Here is a 20,696-nt window from a genome sequence, read left to right as displayed (position 1 = left end):
ATCTTTGCATTAGCCACAAGATTCAGGAGGCAACAATGACAGGTCATATTCTGAAAGCCCTGAGTGCCCGTGAGATGGCCCGGGGACCGTTTGAGAACGCTGATACTGGAACACAGGCGGGCAAGTGGCAGCACTGGCACCTTGCTCGGGATGATAAAGACGTCGCCTGGCTGATTTTTGACAAAAAGGACGCCGCAGCCAACGTACTCTCTGCGGGGGTTCTTGAAGAACTCGGCAGGATTGTGGAGGAGCTTGAGAGCAAGCCGCCAAAGGGTTTGGTGTTACGCTCTACCAAGCCCACAGGCTTTTGTCTCGGGGCGGATATCTCCGAATTTTCCAAACTCGAGTCGGAGGCGGAGGTAGTGGACAAGCTTACCGAAGCCCATGAGGTGGTTGACCGGCTTGAGGCGCTGTCATTTCCCACCATTGCGGTTATCCATGGCTCTTGCCTGGGTGGCGGCCTGGAACTGGCCCTGGCGTGTGATTACCGGTTTGCCATTCCGGGCGCCAAGCTGGGCTTCCCTGAAGTGCAACTGGGGCTGCATCCTGGCCTGGGCGGGACCGCCCGCTTCACCCAGCTGGTGGACCCCATTGAGGCCATGACCATGATGCTGACTGGCAAGACGGCCCCGGATTTCAAGGCAAAGAAGTTGGGGCTCGTTGATCAGATAGTGGAGGAGCGTCACGTTGGGGCAGCAGTCGAGGCGGCGATTGCCGGCGAGATTGAACAGAGCAGCAGTGGCATGCGTGGCAAGGTGCTCTCCACCAAGCCGGCGAGGCAACTGCAAACCCGCCAGATGCGCTCACAAGCGGCCAAAAAGGCGCCTCCTCAGCATTATCCTGCCCCCGAAGCACTGATTGAGTTATGGGAACAGTTCGGTGGGGATTCCGGCCCATCCATGCGCAAGGAGGAAATCGCCTCGTTTGCCAGACTGATGATGACTGACACCTCACGCAACCTGGTCAAGGTGTTTTTCCTGCGCGAAAAGATGAAAGGCCTGACCCGGACCGGGGCCGAACCCGTCAAGCATGTGCACGTGGTCGGTGCCGGTGCGATGGGGGCTGACATTGCGGGTTGGTGTGCCTTTCAGGGGTTGAGTGTCACCCTCTTTGATATGGAGCCGGAGAAGTTGGCAGCCGCGGTGGGAAAGCTGTCTGAGCTGTGTGAAACGAAGCACCGTTCGGAATCCCAGCGCCGGGATATCCTCGACCGCCTCACGCCGGATTTTGCCAACCGTGGTGTTGAATATGCGGATCTGGTGATTGAGGCTGTGCCCGAGAAGGCGGATATCAAACAGAAGGTCTACGAAGACGTGGAGCCCAGGCTGAAGCAGGGCGCCATTCTGGCCACCAATACCTCCAGTATTCCTCTGGAAACGCTGGGTGAGAAACTCAAGGACCCGAAACGCCTGGTTGGTCTGCACTTCTTTAATCCGGTTGCCCTGATGCCATTGGTTGAAGTGGTCAACCACGACCAGGCTGATAAGAAAGTGCTGGATCGGGCCCTGGCCTTTGTTGGTCAGATTGACCGGTTGCCGGCCCCGGTTGAAACCGCGCCTGGCTTCCTGGTAAACCGGGCGCTGACGCCTTACCTGGTGGAAGCCATGGTCATGCTGGATGAAGGCGTTCCCGCCGAGAGCATCGACCGGGTGGCGGAAGAGTTCGGTATGCCCATGGGGCCGATAGAGCTGGCCGACCAGGTAGGCCTGGATATTTGCCTGAGTGTGGCTGACATGCTGCGTGAGCGGCTGGATACCGATATGCCGCCGGCACCGGACTGGCTCAGGCAGAAGGTTGAGGACGGCAAGCTGGGCAAGAAATCGGGAGAAGGCCTGTACCAGTGGAAAAAAGGCAAAGCCGACAAGCAGGGCAATACCGATGCAGCTCCGGACGGCACCCTTGACCGGTTGCTGTTACCCATGCTGAATGCCTGCATGGCCTGCCTGCGCGAGGGCGTGATCGAGGATGAGGCCCTGGCAGATGGCGCAATGATCTTCGGTACCGGCTTCGCCCCCTTCCGTGGCGGCCCCATGAACTACGCCCATAACCGTGGCTTTGACGATATCCGGGAATCACTGGAATCCCTGGCAAATAGTCATGGGGACCGGTTCAAACCGGATGCAGGTTGGTTGGATAAGGGGTCACCCGGGTAATGTGCAAATTCATACCAGGGTGGGGCCCATGACTGACAACACGGAGAGTGACAGTTCTCCGGCTGTATTCATGCAGCGGCTCTGGCTGTTCTCACGCAGGGTGTTGCGTAATTTTTTGCGCAACCGGGGAGTTCTGCTGGCAGGAGGCGTGGGCTACAACGTGCTTCTGTCAGCGGTGCCCCTGCTGGCCTTGCTGGGGGTTCTGCTGACCCGCGTGGTGGAACAGGAGCAACTGCTGGAAGTCATGGCGATCCAGGCGCAGCACTTTGCGCCCGCCCACGCGGACGTGTGGCTGGAGGCGGTGCGTGCTTTCATGGATTCGCGGGACATTATCGGAATTGCGGGTATTCCGGTCCTGCTTTTCTTCAGTTCATTTGCTTTCCGGATGCTGGAAGACTCGATTGGCATTATCTTCCACCGCCCGGAAAACCCCCGGCGCAGCTTCTGGCTTTCCGCCGTGCTTCCCTTTGCGTTCATGCTGGTGTTGGGCGCTGGTCTGTTTACACTGACTCTGGTGTTTGCCTTCGTCAACACGCTCTACGAGGAGCCGGGCCTTCTCCTTTACCTGCTCAGCTTTGTCAGTGTCTTTCTCATGTTCAGTGCCATCTACAAGGTCCTGCCCATTGTCCGTATATCGCCACGCAGGGCAGTGATCGGAGGGCTTGTGGCTGCCATCCTGTGGGAGGCGACACGGCTGGTCATGATGTATTACTTTCTTAATATCTCGTTCGTCAACGTGGTGTACGGGTCATTGGCAACCATTATTGTCCTGCTGATCAGCCTCGAGGTGGGATCCATCATCCTGTTGCTGGGAGCCCAGGTAATTGCAGAGCTGGAGCTCAGTGAGCGGGCTGGTTTGCCATGGTATATCAGCCTGGACTTTGAGTAGGCAGGGGCACGGGTTATCGCCAGGTTGAGGGCCTGATTCAGGGGGCTGTGCTAGTCTTGCTGCAGACCGAACAGGGAGTGGTTTATGCACTTTTTCCGAGCCTTTTGCCTGCGTGCAGGAACCTTCTACCTTGTGTGGTGGGTGATGACCGAAGGGGACTCGTCGGGCCTGGGTCCCGGCGCAGCCATCGTTGTGCTGGTGAGCATACTCTCCTGCAGGCTCTACCCACCCTCCCGCCACACGCTTCACCCCGTCGGGGCTCTGGCATTTGCCGGTTTCTTCATCTTCCGGTCAGTGGTGGCGGGCGCGGATGTTGCGCGTCGCCTGCTTTCTCCATCGCTACCGGTCAATCCTGGCTACCTCACGGTCAGGACCAGTCTGCCCGCAGGTGGCCCCCGCTGGCTGTTGGCGAACACCCTGTCACTGATGCCCGGCACTCTCAGTGTGCGGTTACGGGGTGCAGGACTGGAACTTCACTGCCTCGACCTGGACCTCCCCATTGACGAAGACGTTCGCTCCACTGAGCGTAAGGTTGCAGGCGTCTTCGGTTTGAAAGAAGCGAAGGCTGAGGAGGGCGCTTCATGACCCTGATGCTGAATATCGTTGCGGTATTCCTGCTGGGGAATCTGCTTGTGGCGCTTGTGCGTATCTGGCGCGGGCCGCACCCCGCCGACCGCATGCTGGCCTCCCAGCTGTTTGGAACCACGGGCGTGGCCCTGTTGCTAGTTTTGGCAGAAGCCCAGGCCATGGCGTCGCTGAGGGATGTGGCCCTCATTCTGGCGTTGTTGTCGGTGCTTGCGGTTGTCGCCTTTGTCACCCGGGTTGTAGGGATCGACAAGGCCACAGAGGAAACTCCGCCAGGCCGTAAAGAGAGCGCCCATGATTGAATCGGTCATTCTGGCGACCCAGGTTTTGCTCATGGTGGCAGGATGCCTGTTCTTTGGCGTTGGCACCCTCGGGCTGTTTCGTTTTTCGGATACCCTGTGCCGAATCCATGCCCTCACCAAGGTTGACAACCTGGGGCTCGGGTTTATTGCCCTGGCGCTGTTGCCCCTGGCGCCATCGACGGCAGCAGGGTTCAAGGTGGTGTTGATCTGGATTGTGGCACTGGCAGCCAGTGCCACCTCGGCGCACCTGGTTGCCCGGGCCGTCAGGTCTGGAGAGAAAGCCGGTATCGAGAAGGACAGCCGTAATGATTGAGTGGTTACTGGATGGGTTGCTGGTACTGGCGCTGGTGGTGACCGCCGTGGCGGCCCTCTGGTCCAGGAACCTGTTTCGGGCAGTGGTGGTTTTCATCGCTTTCGGCGTGCTGATGGCGGTGGCGTGGGTCCGTTTGCAGGCACCCGATATTGCCCTGGCGGAAGCGGCTATTGGCGCCGGGCTTACCGGTGTGCTCCTGCTGGATGCTGTCAGCCACCTTGCCAGCAAGCGGCCCCGAGTGCAGAAGCAAGAAGGCGGCAGCCGATGATTCGCACGGTTCGGGCCCTTGCTGTTGCTGTGGCATGCCTTGCATTCACAGGTCTTCTGGGAGCCAGCATCTGGACGATCGCTGGCAACTCCACCCCGGTGAATCTGCCGCAACTGTTGTCTGAAAACCTGGAGCGCAGCGGAGTGGAGCATCCGGTCACCGCAGTGCTACTGAATTTCCGCAGTTACGATACCCTGCTTGAGATCGGTGTTCTGGTTATTGCCGGCATCGCCGGTATATCCATGGCGAAAACCGCATCGCTTGAGGACCCGGAGGTGCGCACCTCGGACTCACTGCTTTATGCCCTGCAGCGCTGGTTCGTGCCGTTGATGCTGGTGCTGGCGGGCTACCTGCTGTGGGCCGGCTCTGACCGGCCCGGCGGCGCATTTCAGGCCGGCGCTGTGCTGGCTGCCACGGGTGTACTGATGCGCCTGGGTGGCGTTCCCATGGAGTTTCTCCGCCCCGGGCTGCTGTTACGAATAGGCCTTGCGCTGGGCTTTACGGTGTTTCTGCTGGTGGCGGTGGCAAGTGCCATCGGAGGTGATGCCTTCCTGGCCTATCCGCCGGGCATGACGAAAATCCTGATTGTGGTTATCGAATCGGTTCTGACCCTGTCCATTGCCATGGTGCTGCTGGCGTTGTTTGTGTCCGCTCCAGTCAATGACGCTGAGGACCCCGAGGAGGGTTCGTCATCATGACGGCGCCGCTGTTGTATGCGCTGGCGGGAGCCATGCTGTGCGGCATCGGCCTGTTCGGCCTGTTGTGGTTGTCGCACCTGCTTCGCAAGCTACTGGCTTTCAATATCATGGGATCCGGTGTGTTTCTGGTGATGGTGGGCCTGCCCCAGCACCAGGGCGGGCCGGATCCGGTGCCCCAGGCCCTGGTGCTGACTGGCATTGTGGTAGCCATCGCCGCCACTGCACTGGCGGTCGTGTTGATACGGCGTTATTACCATCTTTCCGGCATGACGAGCCTTGAGGGTGACCCTGCCTCCCGGGAGGGCGGTGCGGAATGACATTGTGGCTGATGGCCGGTTTGCTGTTCACTCCGCTGGCCTGGGCGGTGCTGACGCTGCTGACGGACTTTACCCGGGGGAGGCTGGTTACCTGGGGCGGTATTCTGGTCCAGGTACTGGTGTCGCTGGGCCTTTGGCTGGTGGTCTCCCGGGACGGTGGATTCTATTACGCCCTGGGTGGCTGGCAGGCGCCGCTGGGCATCGAGCTTCGTGTTGACGGGCTCGCAGTCACTTTCGTGTTGCTGACCGCTGTGGTGGCCAGTGCCTGCGGTTTTCATGCCGGAGTCTATATCGATCCGGACAAGCCCTGGCACCGGTATTTCTGGCCCCTGTTCTGGTTTCTCTGGTCCGGGCTGAACGCGGTCTGGCTGGGCGGCGATCTGTTCAACCTCTATGTCGGGCTGGAGCTGATCAGTCTCTCGGCCGTTGGCCTGGTAGCCCTGGGTGGCAAAGCCGGGGCGTTGCGGGCGTCACTCAGATATTTGTTGGCGGCATTGCTGGGATCGCTGGCCTATCTGCTTGGCGTCGCATTGATCTACGGGCAGTTCGGCACTTTGTCCATTGCGGGCATTGTGTTCTGGCTGGAGGAACATCCTGTGCCGGCAGGTTCCAGTCTGGCGCTTGCGCTGATGGTCGCCGGCCTCGCTCTGAAAACGGCTCTGTTCCCTCTGCACCGCTGGCTGCCCCCGGCTCATGGCATTGCCAAATCTCCGGTCAGTGCGTTGCTGTCTGCGCTGGTGGTGAAGGCCTCCTTTTACATCGCGGCCAGATTGTGGCTGGAACTTGGCGAGCCGCTCGGTAATCTGGCAGCGGCACAGCTGGTCGGTCTGCTGGGTAGCGCGGCCGTTGTGTGGGGCAGCTGGCTAGCATGTCGGCAGATGGAACTGAAGCAGGTGGTGGCCTATTCCTCCGTGGCCCAGATCGGTTACCTGTTTCTCTTGTTCCCGCTGACCTATTCGGTGTCTGAATCGGTATCGCTGCAGGCCCAGCAAGGCATCACTCTGCAGGTCATCAGCCATGCCCTGGCCAAGGCCGCGATGTTCCTGGCTGCCGGCAACCTGGTCCTTTCCACGGGCAGTAGACGCGTGGATGCCCTGACTGGTGTGAGCCGCTTCCTGCCGTTTTCCCTGTTCTCCTTTGCTCTGGCCGGGGTGTCCTTGATGAGCCTGCCACCGAGCGGCGGATTTGCAGCCAAATGGTTGCTATTACAGGCCAGCCTTGGCAGTGGCCAGTGGTGGTGGGTGCTGGTGTTACTGGTCGGCGGTCTGCTTTCTGCGGTCTATGTGTTCCGGATTTGCCGCGCTTCTTTTCTGGAAAGCCCGGAGACGAACCAGTTCTACCACCCACACAGGAGCCTGGAGATAATCCCGATGATCCTGGCGTTGCTTTCTCTCGGGCTCGGGCTGGTGTCGGCGGAGGTGCTGTCAGTGATGGCGTTACCGTTCGAAGAGGAGGGCTCGCCATGACGTTGAACGCCTGGATACCGGTGTTCGCCCTGATGACCTCGCTGATTGCTTCGCTGGTAATCTTTGCCTTACCTGAAAAAGGGTACCGTTTGCGGACAGCGGTGAACCTGGTGGCCGCTCTGCTGAAACTCGGGCTGGTGGTTGTGATGGTCCGGGGTGTTTTCCTTGGAGTTGACTATGGGGTGAGCTTCACCATGGTGCCAGGTGTGACTTTCGTACTGAAAGCTGATGCCTTCTCGATGATGTTTGCAGGGCTATCGGCGGTGCTATGGTTGCTGACCACCATCTACGCCGTCGGCTATCTTGAAGATTCACCCAACCGCAGCCGGTTTTTTGGTTTTTTCAGTCTGTGCGTAGCCAGCACCATGGGCATTGCCCTGGCAGGCAACCTGTTCACCTTCTTCCTGTTCTACGAAATGCTGACGCTGTCCACCTATCCGCTGGTGGTGCACCGGGGCACCGAAACGGCGCTGAAAGCGGGGCGGACCTATCTGATCTACACGCTCACCGGGGGCGCAGTGTTGCTGCTGGCGATTGCCTGGCTCCATGGCGTTGCCGGTGATCTGCCGTTCCGTGAAGGTGGCCATTTCATCGATGCCGATCCTGACATTCACCGTTCCCTGATCCTGATTTTCATGTTGCTTGTAGCCGGGCTGGGGGTAAAAGCGGCGATTTTCCCCCTCCATGGCTGGCTGCCCCAGGCGATGGTGGCGCCGGCCCCGGTCAGTGCGCTTCTGCACGCCGTGGCGGTGGTCAAGGCCGGTGCTTTTGGTATTGTGCGGGTGGTTTACGACATCTATGGCGTTGAGGCGTCGTCCGCGTTGGGCCTACTGGAACCTCTGTCCTGGCTGGCGGCATTCACCATCCTTTATGCGTCAGTCCGGGCGCTGAGGCAGGTTGATCTGAAACGGCGCCTGGCATTTTCTACCGTGAGCCAGGTGTCCTACATCATTCTTGGGGTCTCGATTTTCGGGCCGGTTGCTGCTGTCGGCGGCCTGGTTCATCTGCTGCATCAGGGCATCATGAAAATCACGCTGTTTTTCTGTGCCGGCAACTACGCCGAAACACTGGGCATTCATCGCATCGATGAAATGGACGGTGCCGGGCGGCGGATGCCCGGCACTTCGGTGGCCTTTACTATCGGTGCCTTTGGCATGATCGGCGCGCCACCATTGGCCGGCTTTATTACCAAATGGACCATGGGCAGCGGGTCGCTGGCGGTGAATATGGACTGGGTGGTTGTGGTGCTGGTATTCAGTAGCCTGCTCAATGCCGCTTACTTCCTGCCTGTTCTGTACCGGTTGTGGTTCCGTGAGGCAGGAGTCACCTGGCCCCACGAACGACATTGGGGACGCCTGGAAACCAGCGCCTGGTTGTACTGGCCGCCGCTACTGACAGCCGCAATGACCGTAATGGTGGGTGTGCTGGCATCGCTGCCTTTCAGCCCGCTGTCCTGGGCTGAACTGATTATGCTGCGGGAGTACGCACCATGATGCTTCCTGGGTCGGTTCTGGTGCTTGTCGCGGTATGTTTGCCGTTGCTGTATCCGGCGATGGCTCTGCATGCGGGATGGGTGCGGGCGATGCGGTACGTCTTGCCCGTGCTGCCACTGCCGGCACTGTTGTTGGCACTTGGCAGTGAGCCTGGCTGGCAACTGGAAATGCCATGGTTGCTCAACGGCGGACTGTGGGCAATGGATGAGCTGCGCAGGCTGTTCCTGTTGCTGACCGCGGTTCTATGGCTGGTCGCGGGTATCTATGCAGTGGGCTACCTGACGTCCCACCATCTGAGGCGATTCTGTGTGTTCTGGGGGCTGACCCTGGCGGGTAATCTGGGCCTGACGGTGGCCGTGGATATTGGCAGCTTCTACAGCTTCTTCGCGTTAATGACCTTTGCCGGCTATGGCCTGGTGGTGCATGAGGGAACAAACGAGGCCATTCGCGCCGGGCGCGTCTACCTGGTGATGGCGGTGCTGGGGGAAATGGCCATTCTGATGGGGTTGCTGCTGGCATCTGCTGCCGCCGGCAGCCAGATGCTTGCGGATCTGCCAGAAGGCATCGCCGCTTCGCCCCGCAGGGATCTGATCATGGCGCTGTTGATAGCGGGTTTCGGGGTTAAAGCCGGTTTGCCTCTGCTGCATTTCTGGCTGCCATTGGCCCATCCTGTGGCTCCAACACCTGCCAGCGCGGTGCTTAGCGGAGCCATGATCAAGGCCGGGTTGCTTGGGTGGCTGGTTACACTGCCATTTGGTGAAGCTGCCTTGCCAGGGTGGGGCGCTCTGATGATAGTAGCGGGGGCAGTGGGGGCAATCGGTGCCGCAGTGGTGGGCGTCTGCCAACAGCGGCCCAAGGCGGTACTGGCCTATTCCAGTATCAGCCAGATGGGGCTGATGGTGCTGATGGTGGGCGTCGCGTTGGCTGACTCCGGGCGGGCACCGGTGCTATTTCCCGTGATTGCCTTGTACGCCCTTCATCATGGTCTGGCCAAGGGTAGCCTGTTCCTGTCTGCAGGGATGTCGCTGCCGGCAGGCGCGATTCCCCGTGCGGGTGCCTGGATATTGATTGCATTGCCCGGTCTGTCCCTGGCCGGGCTGCCGTTCACCAGCGGCGCGCTTGCGAAACTGGCCATGAAAGAAGGTCTGTTGGAAAACCGGCTGGAGCTTGCTCTGGCAAGTTACCTGTCTCCGCTGATGGCGGCCGGGGTGGTAGCTACGCTGTTACTGGTTTTAAGATATTTGTGGATACTGGCAGGTAAACTCGAGATTGGCGACAACCCGCCAATGCTGGTGGCCGGATGGCTGACAGCGATTGGCGTGAGTCTCGTTGCCTTCTGGTGGATGCCCTGGGACGTCGGCGGCCTGGTCGAGTCACCGGTCTGGTTGCCAGCGCCGTATCAGCTATGGGCCCTGTTATGGCCGATGCTGATTGCCTCTGGTCTGGCCCTGTTGACGGTGCTGGCAAGCTGGCTGGTCAAACAGCGATAACTGGTCACTGGAGGTAGTTCTGGCACCCCGGTTTCCTGGTGGCAGAACAGTCTTCGGATATTGTGGCTGGCTTTCAGTTGCCGGAGCGCGTCGGTGACTTTGCCTTTTCTGATAACGAGTCGGTTTCCGGACTTGATCAACTGCCGGGCGAGGTCTGCGAGGGACTCCTGTATAAAAGCCCACTGGCGCTCGCTGGTATCGGGAAGTTGCCAGTAATCGTCCTCGACGATGTAAAGAGGAATCACCGGTTCACCGAGCCGTGCCGCTGCCGCCAGTGGCTCATGATCCCGTGTCCGGAGATCGCGCTTGAACCAGACCACCGTTGTCATGGTGCCTGCCTCCGGCTGCGACGGCAGCGCTCACTGCAGTAGCGAACGTTGTCCCAGTCCCGGGCCCACTTCTTGCGCCAGGAGAAGGGGCGCTCACAGACGGGGCAGTTTTTTTCGGGAAGGTCTGGTTTATTGTGCATGGTAAAAACCCATAACTGGCAGGACATGTCGGGCAATAAGTACGCTGAAACTCTGTCGGCGGACCTGAGCGCTGGCGTTTACGTGATCTTTACGATTTACCGGTGCCTATCGGATTTTTTCGTTCTAGTATGGGGGAAATCAGTAGTGCACAACCGGGAGAAACGTCATGCGCCTGCTGTTATCGATCAGATTGTTGTGGCTTGTCTTGCTGCCGGGCCTGGTTGTCTTGCCCGGCACCGGTAATGCTGCCTTTCGTTGTGGTTCCTCATTGGTGATCCATGTTGAGACCACCAAGAAACTGCGGGGATATTAACTGTGACGAGATTCAGCGATGGATTGCCTGCACCATCAGTGCTGATGTTCGACTGGCACGGCACGTTGGTGGATACCCACGACGCCATGTTCAGTGCCATGGAAGAGATGCTTCCGCAGCTGGAGGATCTGGGCCTGGTGGACAGGTTGTTACCTGAAGACAAATGCCGCACCGCCGATGACGCTCGCCTGGTGCGTTACATCCGGATATTCCGTCGCTTGCATCCGCGGATTCTGGCGGAGCGGCGGGTATCCCGTACCGATATTTTCAATGCCATCTTTGGTGACGACAAAGAGGCCAGGTTGATAGCCCACGAGGCCTACAATCACTGCTACCGAAAATATTTCGGAAAGGTAAAGCCGTTCCAGCAGGGCGCTTACGAATACCTTACGGCTCTGAAAGAGATGGGACTCCGGCTCGCGGTGTCGACTAACCGCAACCGGGAGTTTCTGGATAAAGAGCTGAAAATGGTCGACGAAGGGCGCTGGCAGAACCTTTTTGATGTCACGGTCTGCGCCGATGACGTGACCGAGTACAAACCCGATCCCGAAGTCATCACCCGCGCCCTGGAGAAGCTGGGTCTGCCGGTGGACCAGCGGGCCTGGTATGTGGGCGACAGTTATGTGGACATGCTCACCGCCAACCGGGCGGGAGTTTCGGGAGTTTTCTATAACGGCGCCTGCTGGGAGTCCGGGCGGATTGACAGTTGGTTCAGTCACCGGGATGCGCCTTCGGCGATTCTCGACAGCTTTGAGGATCTGATCAACCTGCTGGCACTGCTTGAACGCCAGGAGCCGAATGCTTTTAGGGCACCCCCTGCCGAAGTTCGCCCAAGACCTTACCCGCGCCCGGAACCTCCCCAGCCTCGTATTGAGCCGGACTGGCATCCTGCGGTTGTCAGTCTGATTCGGCCATCGGTGGTGTTGTTTGACTGGCATGCGACTCTGGTGGATACCCTGGACGCCATGTACCACGCGGTGGATGACATGTTTCCCGAATTTGAGGAACTGGGGCTGACAGACCGGATGCTGGCACCGGAAGACAGTAAAACTCCCGAGGATGCCCGCCTGGTGGCCTATGTTCGAGAGTTTGCGAAACTGCACCCCAAGGTGCGGGCGGACCGCAAGATCTCACGGACGGATATTTTTGAAGTGCTGTTCGGTGAAGACCAGGACGCGAAACAGATTGCCCATAAGGTGTTCAACCGTCATTACCGGGAACACTACGGTACGGTGAAAGCCTTTGAGCCCAAAGTGCGGGCCGTGCTTGAGGGGTTGCGGCGTATTGGCATTCAGGTGGGAGTGATCACCAATCGCGACCGGGAGTTTTTCGAACACGAACTGGCTGCGGTGGACGATACCGGCTGGACACACCTGTTCGATGTGGATGTGTGCGGCGACGACACGCCATTGCGAAAGCCTCACCCGGACCAGCTCTATCTCGCGGTGCAAAAGCTGGACTACCCGCCGGACCCGAGCGTGTGGTACGTCGGCGACAGCACTACCGATGTGATTGCTGCCAAGCGTGCCGGCATGACCGCAGTGTTCTTTAACGGCGCGCAATGGGATCTGCCCTGGTTGAACCGGATTTTTCCGGGCACCCACAAACACCCGGATAAACCGGATGTGGTGGTTAACGACTTTTCAGAGTTCTGGGCGCTGGTTCTGGCCTGTGAGATCGGGCCCCCATGAGGGTCAGTCCATATCACGGTTCCCGAGTGCCCTTTCAATATCCAGCCCCAGCGCGAGCATACCCTTGGGCATACCCTCTGAAACCGGCCCCACAGGCGCGCTGACCGTTACCTGAAAACGGGAGGTGGAGGCGTCGTACCGGATGTCCGATATGGCCATGGCGTCCAGACCGGTTGAGCCTGCCTTGATATTTTCAATGACCCGGGTGAACTTGGGTTCGTCGCCCTGCCAGTAATCAGAACTAAGCGCGCTCATGGCGACCAGTGTGCCCAGGTCGTTGGTCAGCAGAGCCTCTGTGACCATGTCGCTATGAGTCAGCTTCCAGGCAAAAAGAGCTCGTGATCCGGGCAGCTCAAGTATCGCTTTGGCAAGTTCGGAGGCTTGCCCGGGGGCGAGTGCTTGCCACATGGTGTCGAAGGTCAGCACATCGGTCAGGTTTTCCATTCGGGGCCCGGCGTCAATGGCCTGTTGCAGGTTGAGCATGCTGTCAATTTCGCTGAATAGTTGCTCTGCAAGGTGCTTGATGCGTGCTTCTTCATCGGCAGAGAGTGTAATCTGGCCTTCCATGCAGGCGGGCAGGAACTTATTGAAAGTGGGCAGGAAATCAGGATTGTTGGCGGTGAAGTTTTCACTGAGATACATATACAAGGGTGCGTAACGGAGAAAGTAGGCATTCAGTTCGCCAGCGCCTGATCTGTCTGGAGCTTGCAGCTCAATCATGGCCCGCCTGTCCATCAGGGCGGCGTCGATTCGGCCGCGTTTCAGCAGGGCGACCAACTGGCTCGGCATGGAAACGCTCATGAAAACGTCAAAGCCGTTGTCTTCAAGCCAGTCTTTCTCATTACTGCCGTCGACTACCCCGATACGGGCAGATTCTGGCACCACAACCGGCTCAGTGGTGAAAAAATACCATTTCTCAAGCGTGACCGGATTGGTTCTTTTCGCGGTGGTATCAAGTTCTGTGGAGGGATCTATGGCAAAGTAGCCATCGATCAGGTTTCGTCGCAACGAGTGTACGGCCCGATTTTGCGGCGTGATCCGAATGCGGGTCGACCAACCGGCCTGGCTCGCTGCACAGGTGACTGTATCTACCGTCTCGCCCACCACCTTTGCGTTGCCAGGGCCTGCCAGTGCCGGAATCTGGTAAGGCGATGATGCAAATGTATAGACGTTGAGTACAGGGGGCCGGGCGTGAGCGACAGACAGGGCAACTGTGCCGATGACACCCAGTACCACAGGCCGTAGATCCATGGTGAACCTTTCATCCATTTTTGTTAACAATATTGAGCTCAGCCTAGCACTCACTCGGGGCTTTTGCCTCACAACTTTTAGACATATGCTTGCAGGTGCGAACAACAATAAAGGTTTTTAAATGTCTGATGTAAAAGCATCGATTCTTGTTGTGGACGACGACCTGGCGATACGTGAGCTATTGCAGGAACACCTGTCCCGCGTTGGTTACGACGTGACGACAGCCGCCGAGGGTGATGCCATGCGCCAACAACTCACCCAGGCAAAAGTGGACCTGATCGTGCTCGACATCATGATGCCCGGCGACGATGGCTTTACGCTTTGCCGGGAAATTCGCGAGCATTCCCAGGTGCCCATTATCATGCTGACGGCGAGCTCCGATGAAACGGACCGGGTGGTGGGTCTGGAAATCGGTGCCGACGATTATCTGGCCAAACCGTTCAGTGCCCGTGAACTGCAGGCCAGGGTCAAGGCGTTGTTGCGGCGCTCAAGCTTCACCCGGGCAGACAACCCCAGGTTTGTTTGCTTTGATCGTTGGCGCCTGGACACGCTGGCCCACGAGCTCATCTCCGACCAGGGAAAAGCCAGCCCGATTTCGGGTGCCGACTTTGCCCTGTTGCAGCTTTTTCTCGCTCACCCCAATGAAGTGCTGGACCGTGACACCATCTCGGGTGTTACCCGAGGCCGGGAATCCATGCCGCTTGACCGTGTTGTGGATGTTGCGGTCAGCCGCCTGCGCCAGCGCCTTGGGGATCAGGGGCGTAACCCCAGGCTGATCAAGACGGTGCGCGGGGCAGGGTACCTGCTGGCGGCAACGGTGACTCATGCCGCGGAATGATACCGGGGCAGTCGACACCGGTCGCAAGGTGTGGCGCCTGGTGCCGTCGTCGCTCCTTGGTCGCATCCTGCTGCTGACACTGCTGGCAATGGGTGTTGCCCAGGTGGTTTCAAGTGTGATCTGGGTGGGCACCTTCCGTGCCCAGCAGGTGGAGGGGCTGGTCAATACCACCCGCAATCTTGCCTCTTCAGCGGCGGCAACCACTCAGTTCTTCAAATCTCTGCCGCTGCAATACCGCCATATTGTGCTGGACCAGCTGAGGGATATGGGTGGGTCCCGATTCTTCGTCTCCCTGAATGACAAGCGCATCAATATGCGTGCACTGCCAGACAGTGAACGCAAGCGGCTGGTCACAGAGGAAGTCGAGGCGGTGCTCAGGAGCAGGCTGGGGAAATCCACCAACCTGTACGTTGAGTTTGTTCACCCTGATGACCTGCGAATCCTCAATACCCAGTTGCCACTGGATGCATTGCCCAAGTCCTGGGCTCATCACGCACTGACCCTCGAGCCCATCAAACCCCCCGTGCTGGTCACCCAGGTGGAAGTGGCCACGGGGGAGTGGCTGTATCTGGCTTCATTGTTACCGGCGCCCTATGTGTCACTGGATGACGAAAGCATCCCCGGCCAGCAGATCGTGTTTATCCTGGTGATGATCGGCGTGCTCTTCCCGGTGCTGGCATGGCTGGTTCGTCGCCAGACCCGGCCGTTGCATAAACTGGCCAGGGCCGCGCGCGACCTGCCACTGGATGAATGTCAGCCGCCATTGCGGGAACAGGGCAGTGCTGAAATTGTCGCCGTTACCCGGGGTTTCAACACCATGCACCGGCGTCTGCAGAGCTACATCAGCGACCGTGACCAGCTGTTCCGGGCAATTTCCCACGACCTTAAAACCCCGATCACGAGGCTGCGCCTCCGTGCCGATCTGATTGAGGATGACACCATTCGCGAACGGCTAGAAAGCGATCTTCAGGAGCTGGAGTTGCTGGTAAAAGGTGCCCTCCAGAGCATGAAGGACACGGACATTCATGAGAATGTCGAACTCGTTGATATTGACGGCATGTTGCGTCGAATGGCGGAAGCCTACACCGGCGACAGCCCTCGCATTGTCGTGGAGGGAACCTGTGCCCCGTATCGCGGCAAGCCCCTGGCGCTGAAGCGCTGCCTGGGCAATCTGATGGATAATGCGGTCAAGTACGGGGAGTCGGCAACCATCTGCGTGGAAGACTCTCCCAAACAGCTGGTTATTCATGTTCGCGATCATGGGCCGGGTATTCCCGAGGCAGAGCTGGATCGGATTTTCGAGCCCTATTATCGGCTGGGTCAGGAACACCGGAAGGGCCATGGCCTGGGGCTCGGGATTGCCCGAAACATTGCCCAGAGCCATGGTGGCGACCTTGAAATTGCCAATTGGTCGGGCGGTGGCCTGGACGTGATTCTCACGCTTCCACGACACTGAGATTTCAATGTAACAACCATGTTACATCGGTCTTTCAGTTTGATACGTTCCCCTTTCGGGTATTGCCATAGACTCTGATGTTGCCAATACAACAAAAACAAGGAGTCATGATGAATACCTGTAAATCGAATCGTACTATCCGGAATAGTGGCATCATCAACGGTCGCCGACTGGCGATTGCTGTGAGCGTGGCGTCATTGGGGCTGTGTGCCAGCCAGGTGCAGGCCCAGGATCAGGAGAGCGTGGAAGAGCGCCTGTCGGCCCTGGAGCAGCAGCTGGCAGAGGTCGAGCCCCATGCCCGGGGCGACCAGGGCTTCTCATTCAACACCTACGCCCGCTCGGGGCTGCTTCTCAACAGTGATGGCAAGAGCGCGCCAGGCGGCCCCTATCTGACACCGGCCGGCTCGGTTGGCGGGGCTGTTGGCCGGTTGGGTAACGAGCCGGACACTTACCTGGAAGCCATCCTCAACTACAAGAACGTGGCGGAGAATGGCACCAGGTCCCATTACCGCCTGATGATTGCTGATTCTTCCACTTCCTCGAACGACTGGACCGCCGGTGATGGCGCCCTGAACGTGCGCCAGGCCTACGTGGAATTCAGCAACCTGGCCGGTTTTACCGGTATTTTTGAAGACGCGTCCATCTGGGCTGGTAAGCGCTTTGACCGGGACCTTGATTTTGACATCCACTGGCTCGACAGCGATATCGTCTTTCTGGGGGGCACCGGTGCCGGTCTCTATGATGTAACGTTCAGCGAGTCGGTGAAGTCCAACTTTTCACTCTACGGTCGCAGCTTTCTGGACTTTCCGTCCGACCCTGACTCCACGGACGGCACCTCGGATACCGACAACCTGATTCTCACTGCCAACAACTACTTCGGCAATGTTCAGTGGCTGATCAACGGCATGTCCGCTGCGGATAACGATGAGCGTGTTGTCGGCGGCGTTATGGAAGCGGCCGATTCCGGTGTACAAACCATGCTGGCCTACCACGGCGACAGTTTCTTCGGACTGTCCGACGGCAGCTTCAAGGTGGCGCTGTTACACGGCCAGGGCCTGGGTGCGGAGGTCAAGAACCTTGGCGCCGACGGCAACCTGCACGAAGAGGCCGTCAGTACCCGAATAGCTGCCTACGGTACCACCCGGCTGAGCGATAGCTGGCGTATTGCCCCGGCCATCATGGCGGAAACCAGCGAGGACCGTTATGTGGAAGGGGATGAGTACCAGTGGCTAACCTTCAACACCCGCCTGGCTAACGAACTGGGCGCCAACTTCGAAATGCAGTACGAGGCCTCCTGGCAGATCATGGATCTGCAGACGCAGGGCTACGAGGGGCGCGGTGACGTCGACGGCGACTACGCCCGTTTCACCATTGCACCAACCTTCAAGCCACAGGTCGGCGGCTTCTGGAATCGCCCGGAGATCCGTGTCTTCGCCAGCTACTCCACCTGGGATGATGAGCTTAACCGCTATGACGGCGGCGACGCCCTGGGCCAGGAAGACTTTGGTGGCAGCCAGTGGACCTTTGGTACCCAGATGGAAGTATGGTTCTGATAACGCACAAGCGTCTCCACTACAAAAACAAGGAGTCTATATGAATACGTTCAAGCGAAATCTGACAGCCCTGGCGGTGTCTGCCGCCCTGATGCCAACAGCGGCCGTTCACGCCGGTGAAGTGGAAGTGCTGCACTGGTGGACAGCCGGCGGGGAAGCACGGGCAGCCGCTGCACTTAAGGAAATGATGGAAGAACAGGGGCACACCTGGAAGGACTTTGCGGTCGCCGGCGGCGGTGGTGAAGCGGCTATGACCGTGCTGAAAACCCGCGCCGTATCCGGTAATCCACCTGCGGCGGCCCAGATCAAGGGCCTCGATATCCGGGAATGGGCGGAACTCGGTTTTCTGACGAGTCTGGACAGTGTGGCCGAATCTGAAAACTGGGATCAGCTTATTCCGCCAATGATTTCCGATGTCATGAAGTATGAAGGCAAGTACGTTGCCGTGCCTGTGAACGTTCACCGGGTGAACTGGCTGTGGGTGAACCCGAAGGTCATGGAAGATGTCGGCGTTGAAGTTCCCACCACACTGGATGAGTTCTTCGAAGTGGCGGACAAGCTCAAAGCCGAGGGCTACATTCCCCTGGCGCACGGTGGCCAGCCTTGGCAGGACGCGACCGTGTTTGATGCGGTGGCACTGGCGGAACTGGGGCCTGACGATTACCGCAAGGCGTTCGTGGACCACGACATGGATGTGATCAACAGCGAAAAGATGGAAGAGGTGTTCTCCCAGTTCGCCAGGGTGATGAGTTACGTGGATGACGATGCCGCCGGCCGGGACTGGAACACGGCCACTGGCATGGTGATTCGCGGTGAGGCGGCCATGCAGATCATGGGCGACTGGGCCAAGGGTGAGTTCACTGCAGCGGAACTGACGCCAGGTGAAGACTACCTGTGCGCGCCGGCACCGGGCACAGAAGGCCAGTTCACCTTTAACGTCGATTCCTTCGCCATGTTCAGGCTGTCAGAAGAAGAGGACATCAAAGCTCAGAAGGATCTGGCCCGTACCATCCTGGAACCTGAATTCCAGACCCTGTTCAACCAGAACAAGGGTTCCATACCGGTTCGTACCGATATGGATATGGGCGCGTTTGACACCTGTGCCCAGGCGTCAATGGAGACGTTCAAGTCCAGTGCCGACGACGGTGGCCTGGTACCGAGCTTCTCCCATGGCCTGGCGACCACAAGCTACATCCAGGGCCAGATCTTCGACGTGGTCACCAACTTCGTCAACTCCAACAACCCGGACCCGGCAAAAACCACGGACCAGTTGGCAGCCGCCATCCAGTCCGCCATGTAATGCCGCACCAGGCCGCCCGGTGGGCGGCCTTCGGGTTATTTCAGGGGATTCCTCATGGAACACACTCAACGTCGCCCTGCCGGGGTGGCCAGGGCATCGTCTGGCCTGATGGATGGCCTGCAGCGCTGGCTGCCCAAGCTGGTGGTGGCGCCAACCTTCATACTGGTTGGTATTGGTATCTATGGCTACATGCTATGGACCGGCGTGTTGTCGTTTACCAATTCCAGCTTTCTGCCCAGTTATGGTTTCGTCGGCCTTGATCAGTACGCCAAGCTGATGGAGAGCGAGCGCTGGCTGGTCGCATCCTGGAATCTCGCGATTTTCGGCGGGCTTTTCATCGGCATTTGTCTGTTGATCGGTGTCGTACTGGCTATTTTCCTTGACCAGCGCATCCGTCAGGAAGGCGCCATCCGGACGATCTATCTCTACCCCATGGCGCTGTCCATGATTGTAACGGGTACGGTCTGGCGATGGATTCTGAATCCGAGCCTGGGGCTGGAAAAGCTGATGCACGACTGGGGCTGGACCTCGTTCAGTTTTGACTGGCTGGTAAATTCCGATTTTGCGATCTACACCATCGTGATGGCCGCCGTATGGCAGGCTTCGGGCTTTGTCATGGCTTTGTTTCTGGCCGGCCTGCGGGGCGTTGATCCATCCATTATTCGCGCTGCAAGAGTGGATGGCGCCAGCCTGCCGGTGATCTACTGGAAGATCATCCTGCCCTCCCTGCGGCCGGTGTTTTTCAGCTCCGTGATGGTGCTGGCCCACATCGCCATCAAGAGTTTTGACCTGGTGATGGCCATGACTTCTGGTGGGCCGGGCTATTCCACCGACCTGCCTGCAGTGTTCATGTACGCCCACACCTTTACCCGCGGCCAGATGGGCCTGGGCTCTGCCAGCGCCATGCTGATGTTGGGTGCCATTCTTGCGCTGCTGGTGCCGTACCTGTATTCCGAACTGAGGGAGAAGCGCCATGACTGATGTGGTTCGTACCGGCTTTCGTCCCAGTCGTATTGCCATATACGGAGTGCTGCTGCTGGCGTGTCTGGTGTACCTGATTCCGCTGATCATCATGCTGATTACCAGCTTCAAGACGCCTATGGATATCCGTACCGGCAACCTGCTGGCACTGCCCACCGACTGGACCGTTATGGGCTGGACCAAGGCCTGGTCCGAGGCCTGTACCGGTGTGCAATGCGACGGGGTCAAAGGCTACTTCTGGAATTCGTTCAAGATGACCGTGCCTGCGGTGCTGATTTCCACACTGCTGGGTGCCTTTAACGGTTACGTGCTGTCCAAGTGGAAGTTCAAGGGCTCTGACCTGATGTTCGGCATGCTGCTGTTTGGCTGCTTTGTGCCGTTCCAGGTGGTGCTGCTGCCCATGGCGGCCACCCTCGGCAAACTTGGGCTGGCGAACACGACAACCGGGCTGGTGCTGGTCCACGTGATCTACGGAGTGGCATTTACCACACTGTTTTTCCGTAACTACTACGTGGCCATTCCCGATGCCCTGATCAAGGCCGCGCGGCTGGACGGGGCCGGTTTCTTCACCATCTTCTTCCGCATCCTGCTGCCCCTGTCCACGCCGATTTTCATGGTGTCGCTGATCTGGCAGTTCACCCAGATCTGGAACGACTTCCTGTTCGGGGTGGTCTTCGCCAGTGGCGACAGCCAGCCCATAACGGTGGCCCTGAACAATCTGGTGAACACCAGTACCGGGGTGAAGGAATACAACGTGGATATGGCCGCCGCCATGATCGCCGCGCTGCCAACACTGGTGGTGTACATCGTGGCAGGCAAGTACTTCATACGCGGCCTGACGGCCGGCTCGGTTAAAGGGTAGAACAACA

General features: G+C 58.8%; 21 protein-coding genes. 18 read left to right on the top strand and 3 right to left on the bottom strand.

Going from position 1 to position 20,696, the window contains the following annotated elements:
* Nucleotides 1–35: 35 nt before the first annotated feature.
* From FDP08_RS08790 to FDP08_RS08740, 11 genes are all read left to right on the top strand, one after another.
* On the top strand, nt 36–2,153 hold the full coding sequence (locus FDP08_RS08790) for a 3-hydroxyacyl-CoA dehydrogenase NAD-binding domain-containing protein (protein ID WP_137435591.1): 2,118 nt from the start codon (nt 36–38) through the stop codon (nt 2,151–2,153).
* Between the two features lie 28 nt (nt 2,154–2,181).
* Entirely contained in the window at nt 2,182–3,042 is an 861-nt protein-coding gene (locus tag FDP08_RS08785; protein ID WP_137435590.1) for a YihY/virulence factor BrkB family protein, read from the top strand.
* A gap of 84 nt (nt 3,043–3,126) precedes the next feature.
* Complete coding sequence (locus FDP08_RS08780) at nt 3,127–3,627, top strand: Na+/H+ antiporter subunit E (protein WP_137435589.1); 501 nt, start codon at nt 3,127–3,129, stop codon at nt 3,625–3,627.
* A complete protein-coding gene (locus FDP08_RS08775; protein WP_137435588.1) occupies nt 3,624–3,929 on the top strand; it encodes an MrpF/PhaF family protein in 306 nt (101 codons plus the stop codon). The genes FDP08_RS08780 and FDP08_RS08775 overlap by 4 nt, the downstream gene beginning before the upstream one ends.
* Nucleotides 3,922–4,242, top strand: coding sequence for a cation:proton antiporter (locus tag FDP08_RS08770; RefSeq protein WP_137435587.1), 321 nt, complete (start codon nt 3,922–3,924; stop codon nt 4,240–4,242). Before FDP08_RS08775 ends, FDP08_RS08770 begins: the two co-directional genes overlap by 8 nt.
* A complete protein-coding gene (locus FDP08_RS08765; RefSeq protein WP_170978996.1) occupies nt 4,235–4,510 on the top strand; it encodes a Na(+)/H(+) antiporter subunit B in 276 nt (91 codons plus the stop codon). The genes FDP08_RS08770 and FDP08_RS08765 overlap by 8 nt, the downstream gene beginning before the upstream one ends.
* Nucleotides 4,507–5,208 carry an MnhB domain-containing protein gene (locus FDP08_RS08760; protein ID WP_137435586.1) on the top strand — a complete coding sequence of 234 codons (702 nt, stop codon included), beginning with the start codon at nt 4,507–4,509 and terminating at the stop codon, nt 5,206–5,208. The genes FDP08_RS08765 and FDP08_RS08760 overlap by 4 nt, the downstream gene beginning before the upstream one ends.
* Complete coding sequence (locus FDP08_RS08755) at nt 5,205–5,525, top strand: NADH-quinone oxidoreductase subunit K (RefSeq protein WP_137435585.1); 321 nt, start codon at nt 5,205–5,207, stop codon at nt 5,523–5,525. The genes FDP08_RS08760 and FDP08_RS08755 overlap by 4 nt, the downstream gene beginning before the upstream one ends.
* Nucleotides 5,522–6,991 (top strand): complex I subunit 5 family protein, encoded by a 1,470-nt coding sequence (locus tag FDP08_RS08750; protein WP_206077283.1) that lies wholly within the window; start codon nt 5,522–5,524, stop codon nt 6,989–6,991. The genes FDP08_RS08755 and FDP08_RS08750 overlap by 4 nt, the downstream gene beginning before the upstream one ends.
* Nucleotides 6,988–8,484: a complex I subunit 5 family protein gene (locus tag FDP08_RS08745; RefSeq protein ID WP_137435584.1), complete on the top strand. Its 1,497-nt coding sequence runs from the start codon at nt 6,988–6,990 to the stop codon at nt 8,482–8,484. The genes FDP08_RS08750 and FDP08_RS08745 overlap by 4 nt, the downstream gene beginning before the upstream one ends.
* Nucleotides 8,481–9,974, top strand: coding sequence for a complex I subunit 5 family protein (locus FDP08_RS08740; protein WP_137435583.1), 1,494 nt, complete (start codon nt 8,481–8,483; stop codon nt 9,972–9,974). The genes FDP08_RS08745 and FDP08_RS08740 overlap by 4 nt, the downstream gene beginning before the upstream one ends.
* On the opposite strand, the gene FDP08_RS08735 is transcribed toward FDP08_RS08740, so the two are convergent.
* Together FDP08_RS08735 and FDP08_RS08730 are read right to left on the bottom strand one after the other, a co-directional pair.
* Nucleotides 9,884–10,303: a deoxyribodipyrimidine photo-lyase gene (locus tag FDP08_RS08735; protein ID WP_137435582.1), complete on the bottom strand. Its 420-nt coding sequence runs from the start codon at nt 10,301–10,303 to the stop codon at nt 9,884–9,886. The genes FDP08_RS08740 and FDP08_RS08735 overlap by 91 nt on opposite strands.
* On the bottom strand, nt 10,300–10,443 hold the full coding sequence (locus FDP08_RS08730; protein ID WP_137435581.1) for a DUF2256 domain-containing protein: 144 nt from the start codon (nt 10,441–10,443) through the stop codon (nt 10,300–10,302). Before FDP08_RS08730 ends, FDP08_RS08735 begins: the two co-directional genes overlap by 4 nt.
* Before the next feature lie 316 nt (nt 10,444–10,759).
* Here FDP08_RS08730 and FDP08_RS08725 point away from each other — a divergent pair, with 316 nt between their 5' ends.
* Nucleotides 10,760–12,448: an HAD family hydrolase gene (locus FDP08_RS08725; protein ID WP_137435580.1), complete on the top strand. Its 1,689-nt coding sequence runs from the start codon at nt 10,760–10,762 to the stop codon at nt 12,446–12,448.
* 3 nt (nt 12,449–12,451) lie between these two features.
* Here FDP08_RS08725 and FDP08_RS08720 read toward each other — a convergent pair whose 3' ends face one another.
* Nucleotides 12,452–13,699 carry a substrate-binding periplasmic protein gene (locus tag FDP08_RS08720; RefSeq protein ID WP_170978995.1) on the bottom strand — a complete coding sequence of 416 codons (1,248 nt, stop codon included), beginning with the start codon at nt 13,697–13,699 and terminating at the stop codon, nt 12,452–12,454.
* 121 nt (nt 13,700–13,820) lie between these two features.
* Here FDP08_RS08720 and FDP08_RS08715 point away from each other — a divergent pair, with 121 nt between their 5' ends.
* From FDP08_RS08715 to FDP08_RS08690, 6 genes are all read left to right on the top strand, one after another.
* A complete protein-coding gene (locus tag FDP08_RS08715; RefSeq protein ID WP_137435578.1) occupies nt 13,821–14,537 on the top strand; it encodes a response regulator in 717 nt (238 codons plus the stop codon).
* Nucleotides 14,524–15,993, top strand: a complete 1,470-nt coding sequence (locus FDP08_RS08710) for an ATP-binding protein (protein ID WP_137435577.1) — start codon at nt 14,524–14,526, stop codon at nt 15,991–15,993. The genes FDP08_RS08715 and FDP08_RS08710 overlap by 14 nt, the downstream gene beginning before the upstream one ends.
* 110 nt (nt 15,994–16,103) lie before the next feature.
* Entirely contained in the window at nt 16,104–17,546 is a 1,443-nt protein-coding gene (locus tag FDP08_RS08705) for a carbohydrate porin (RefSeq protein ID WP_137435576.1), read from the top strand.
* A 40-nt stretch (nt 17,547–17,586) separates the two neighbouring features.
* Nucleotides 17,587–18,846: an ABC transporter substrate-binding protein gene (locus FDP08_RS08700; RefSeq protein ID WP_206077282.1), complete on the top strand. Its 1,260-nt coding sequence runs from the start codon at nt 17,587–17,589 to the stop codon at nt 18,844–18,846.
* A gap of 54 nt (nt 18,847–18,900) precedes the next feature.
* The gene (locus FDP08_RS08695) at nt 18,901–19,827 is read left to right on the top strand and encodes a carbohydrate ABC transporter permease (protein WP_137435575.1); all 927 of its coding nucleotides are present in this window, start codon (nt 18,901–18,903) and stop codon (nt 19,825–19,827) included.
* Nucleotides 19,820–20,689, top strand: coding sequence for a carbohydrate ABC transporter permease (locus tag FDP08_RS08690; RefSeq protein ID WP_137435574.1), 870 nt, complete (start codon nt 19,820–19,822; stop codon nt 20,687–20,689). The genes FDP08_RS08695 and FDP08_RS08690 overlap by 8 nt, the downstream gene beginning before the upstream one ends.
* Nucleotides 20,690–20,696 lie beyond the last annotated feature (7 nt).

Source organism: Marinobacter panjinensis, assembly GCF_005298175.1.
GTDB lineage: Bacteria > Pseudomonadota > Gammaproteobacteria > Pseudomonadales > Oleiphilaceae > Marinobacter > Marinobacter panjinensis.
The sequence above is the reverse complement of the archived record's forward strand: the minus strand, read 5'-3'. Positions and strand labels throughout refer to the sequence as shown.

Bases quoted from the DNA above. Each gene is read 5' to 3' on its own strand.
- FDP08_RS08790 (WP_137435591.1), top strand. From the start codon at position 36: ATGACAGGTCATATTCTGAAAGCCCTGAGTGCCCGTGAGATGGCCCGG.
- FDP08_RS08785 (WP_137435590.1), top strand. From the start codon at position 2,182: ATGACTGACAACACGGAGAGTGACAGTTCTCCGGCTGTATTCATGCAG.
- FDP08_RS08780 (WP_137435589.1), top strand. From the start codon at position 3,127: ATGCACTTTTTCCGAGCCTTTTGCCTGCGTGCAGGAACCTTCTACCTT.
- FDP08_RS08775 (WP_137435588.1), top strand. From the start codon at position 3,624: ATGACCCTGATGCTGAATATCGTTGCGGTATTCCTGCTGGGGAATCTG.
- FDP08_RS08770 (WP_137435587.1), top strand. From the start codon at position 3,922: ATGATTGAATCGGTCATTCTGGCGACCCAGGTTTTGCTCATGGTGGCA.
- FDP08_RS08765 (WP_170978996.1), top strand. From the start codon at position 4,235: ATGATTGAGTGGTTACTGGATGGGTTGCTGGTACTGGCGCTGGTGGTG.
- FDP08_RS08760 (WP_137435586.1), top strand. From the start codon at position 4,507: ATGATTCGCACGGTTCGGGCCCTTGCTGTTGCTGTGGCATGCCTTGCA.
- FDP08_RS08755 (WP_137435585.1), top strand. From the start codon at position 5,205: ATGACGGCGCCGCTGTTGTATGCGCTGGCGGGAGCCATGCTGTGCGGC.
- FDP08_RS08750 (WP_206077283.1), top strand. From the start codon at position 5,522: ATGACATTGTGGCTGATGGCCGGTTTGCTGTTCACTCCGCTGGCCTGG.
- FDP08_RS08745 (WP_137435584.1), top strand. From the start codon at position 6,988: ATGACGTTGAACGCCTGGATACCGGTGTTCGCCCTGATGACCTCGCTG.
- FDP08_RS08740 (WP_137435583.1), top strand. From the start codon at position 8,481: ATGATGCTTCCTGGGTCGGTTCTGGTGCTTGTCGCGGTATGTTTGCCG.
- FDP08_RS08735 (WP_137435582.1), bottom strand. From the start codon at position 10,303: ATGACAACGGTGGTCTGGTTCAAGCGCGATCTCCGGACACGGGATCAT.
- FDP08_RS08730 (WP_137435581.1), bottom strand. From the start codon at position 10,443: ATGCACAATAAACCAGACCTTCCCGAAAAAAACTGCCCCGTCTGTGAG.
- FDP08_RS08720 (WP_170978995.1), bottom strand. From the start codon at position 13,699: ATGGATCTACGGCCTGTGGTACTGGGTGTCATCGGCACAGTTGCCCTG.
- FDP08_RS08715 (WP_137435578.1), top strand. From the start codon at position 13,821: ATGTCTGATGTAAAAGCATCGATTCTTGTTGTGGACGACGACCTGGCG.
- FDP08_RS08710 (WP_137435577.1), top strand. From the start codon at position 14,524: ATGCCGCGGAATGATACCGGGGCAGTCGACACCGGTCGCAAGGTGTGG.
- FDP08_RS08705 (WP_137435576.1), top strand. From the start codon at position 16,104: ATGAATACCTGTAAATCGAATCGTACTATCCGGAATAGTGGCATCATC.
- FDP08_RS08700 (WP_206077282.1), top strand. From the start codon at position 17,587: ATGAATACGTTCAAGCGAAATCTGACAGCCCTGGCGGTGTCTGCCGCC.
- FDP08_RS08695 (WP_137435575.1), top strand. From the start codon at position 18,901: ATGGAACACACTCAACGTCGCCCTGCCGGGGTGGCCAGGGCATCGTCT.
- FDP08_RS08690 (WP_137435574.1), top strand. From the start codon at position 19,820: ATGACTGATGTGGTTCGTACCGGCTTTCGTCCCAGTCGTATTGCCATA.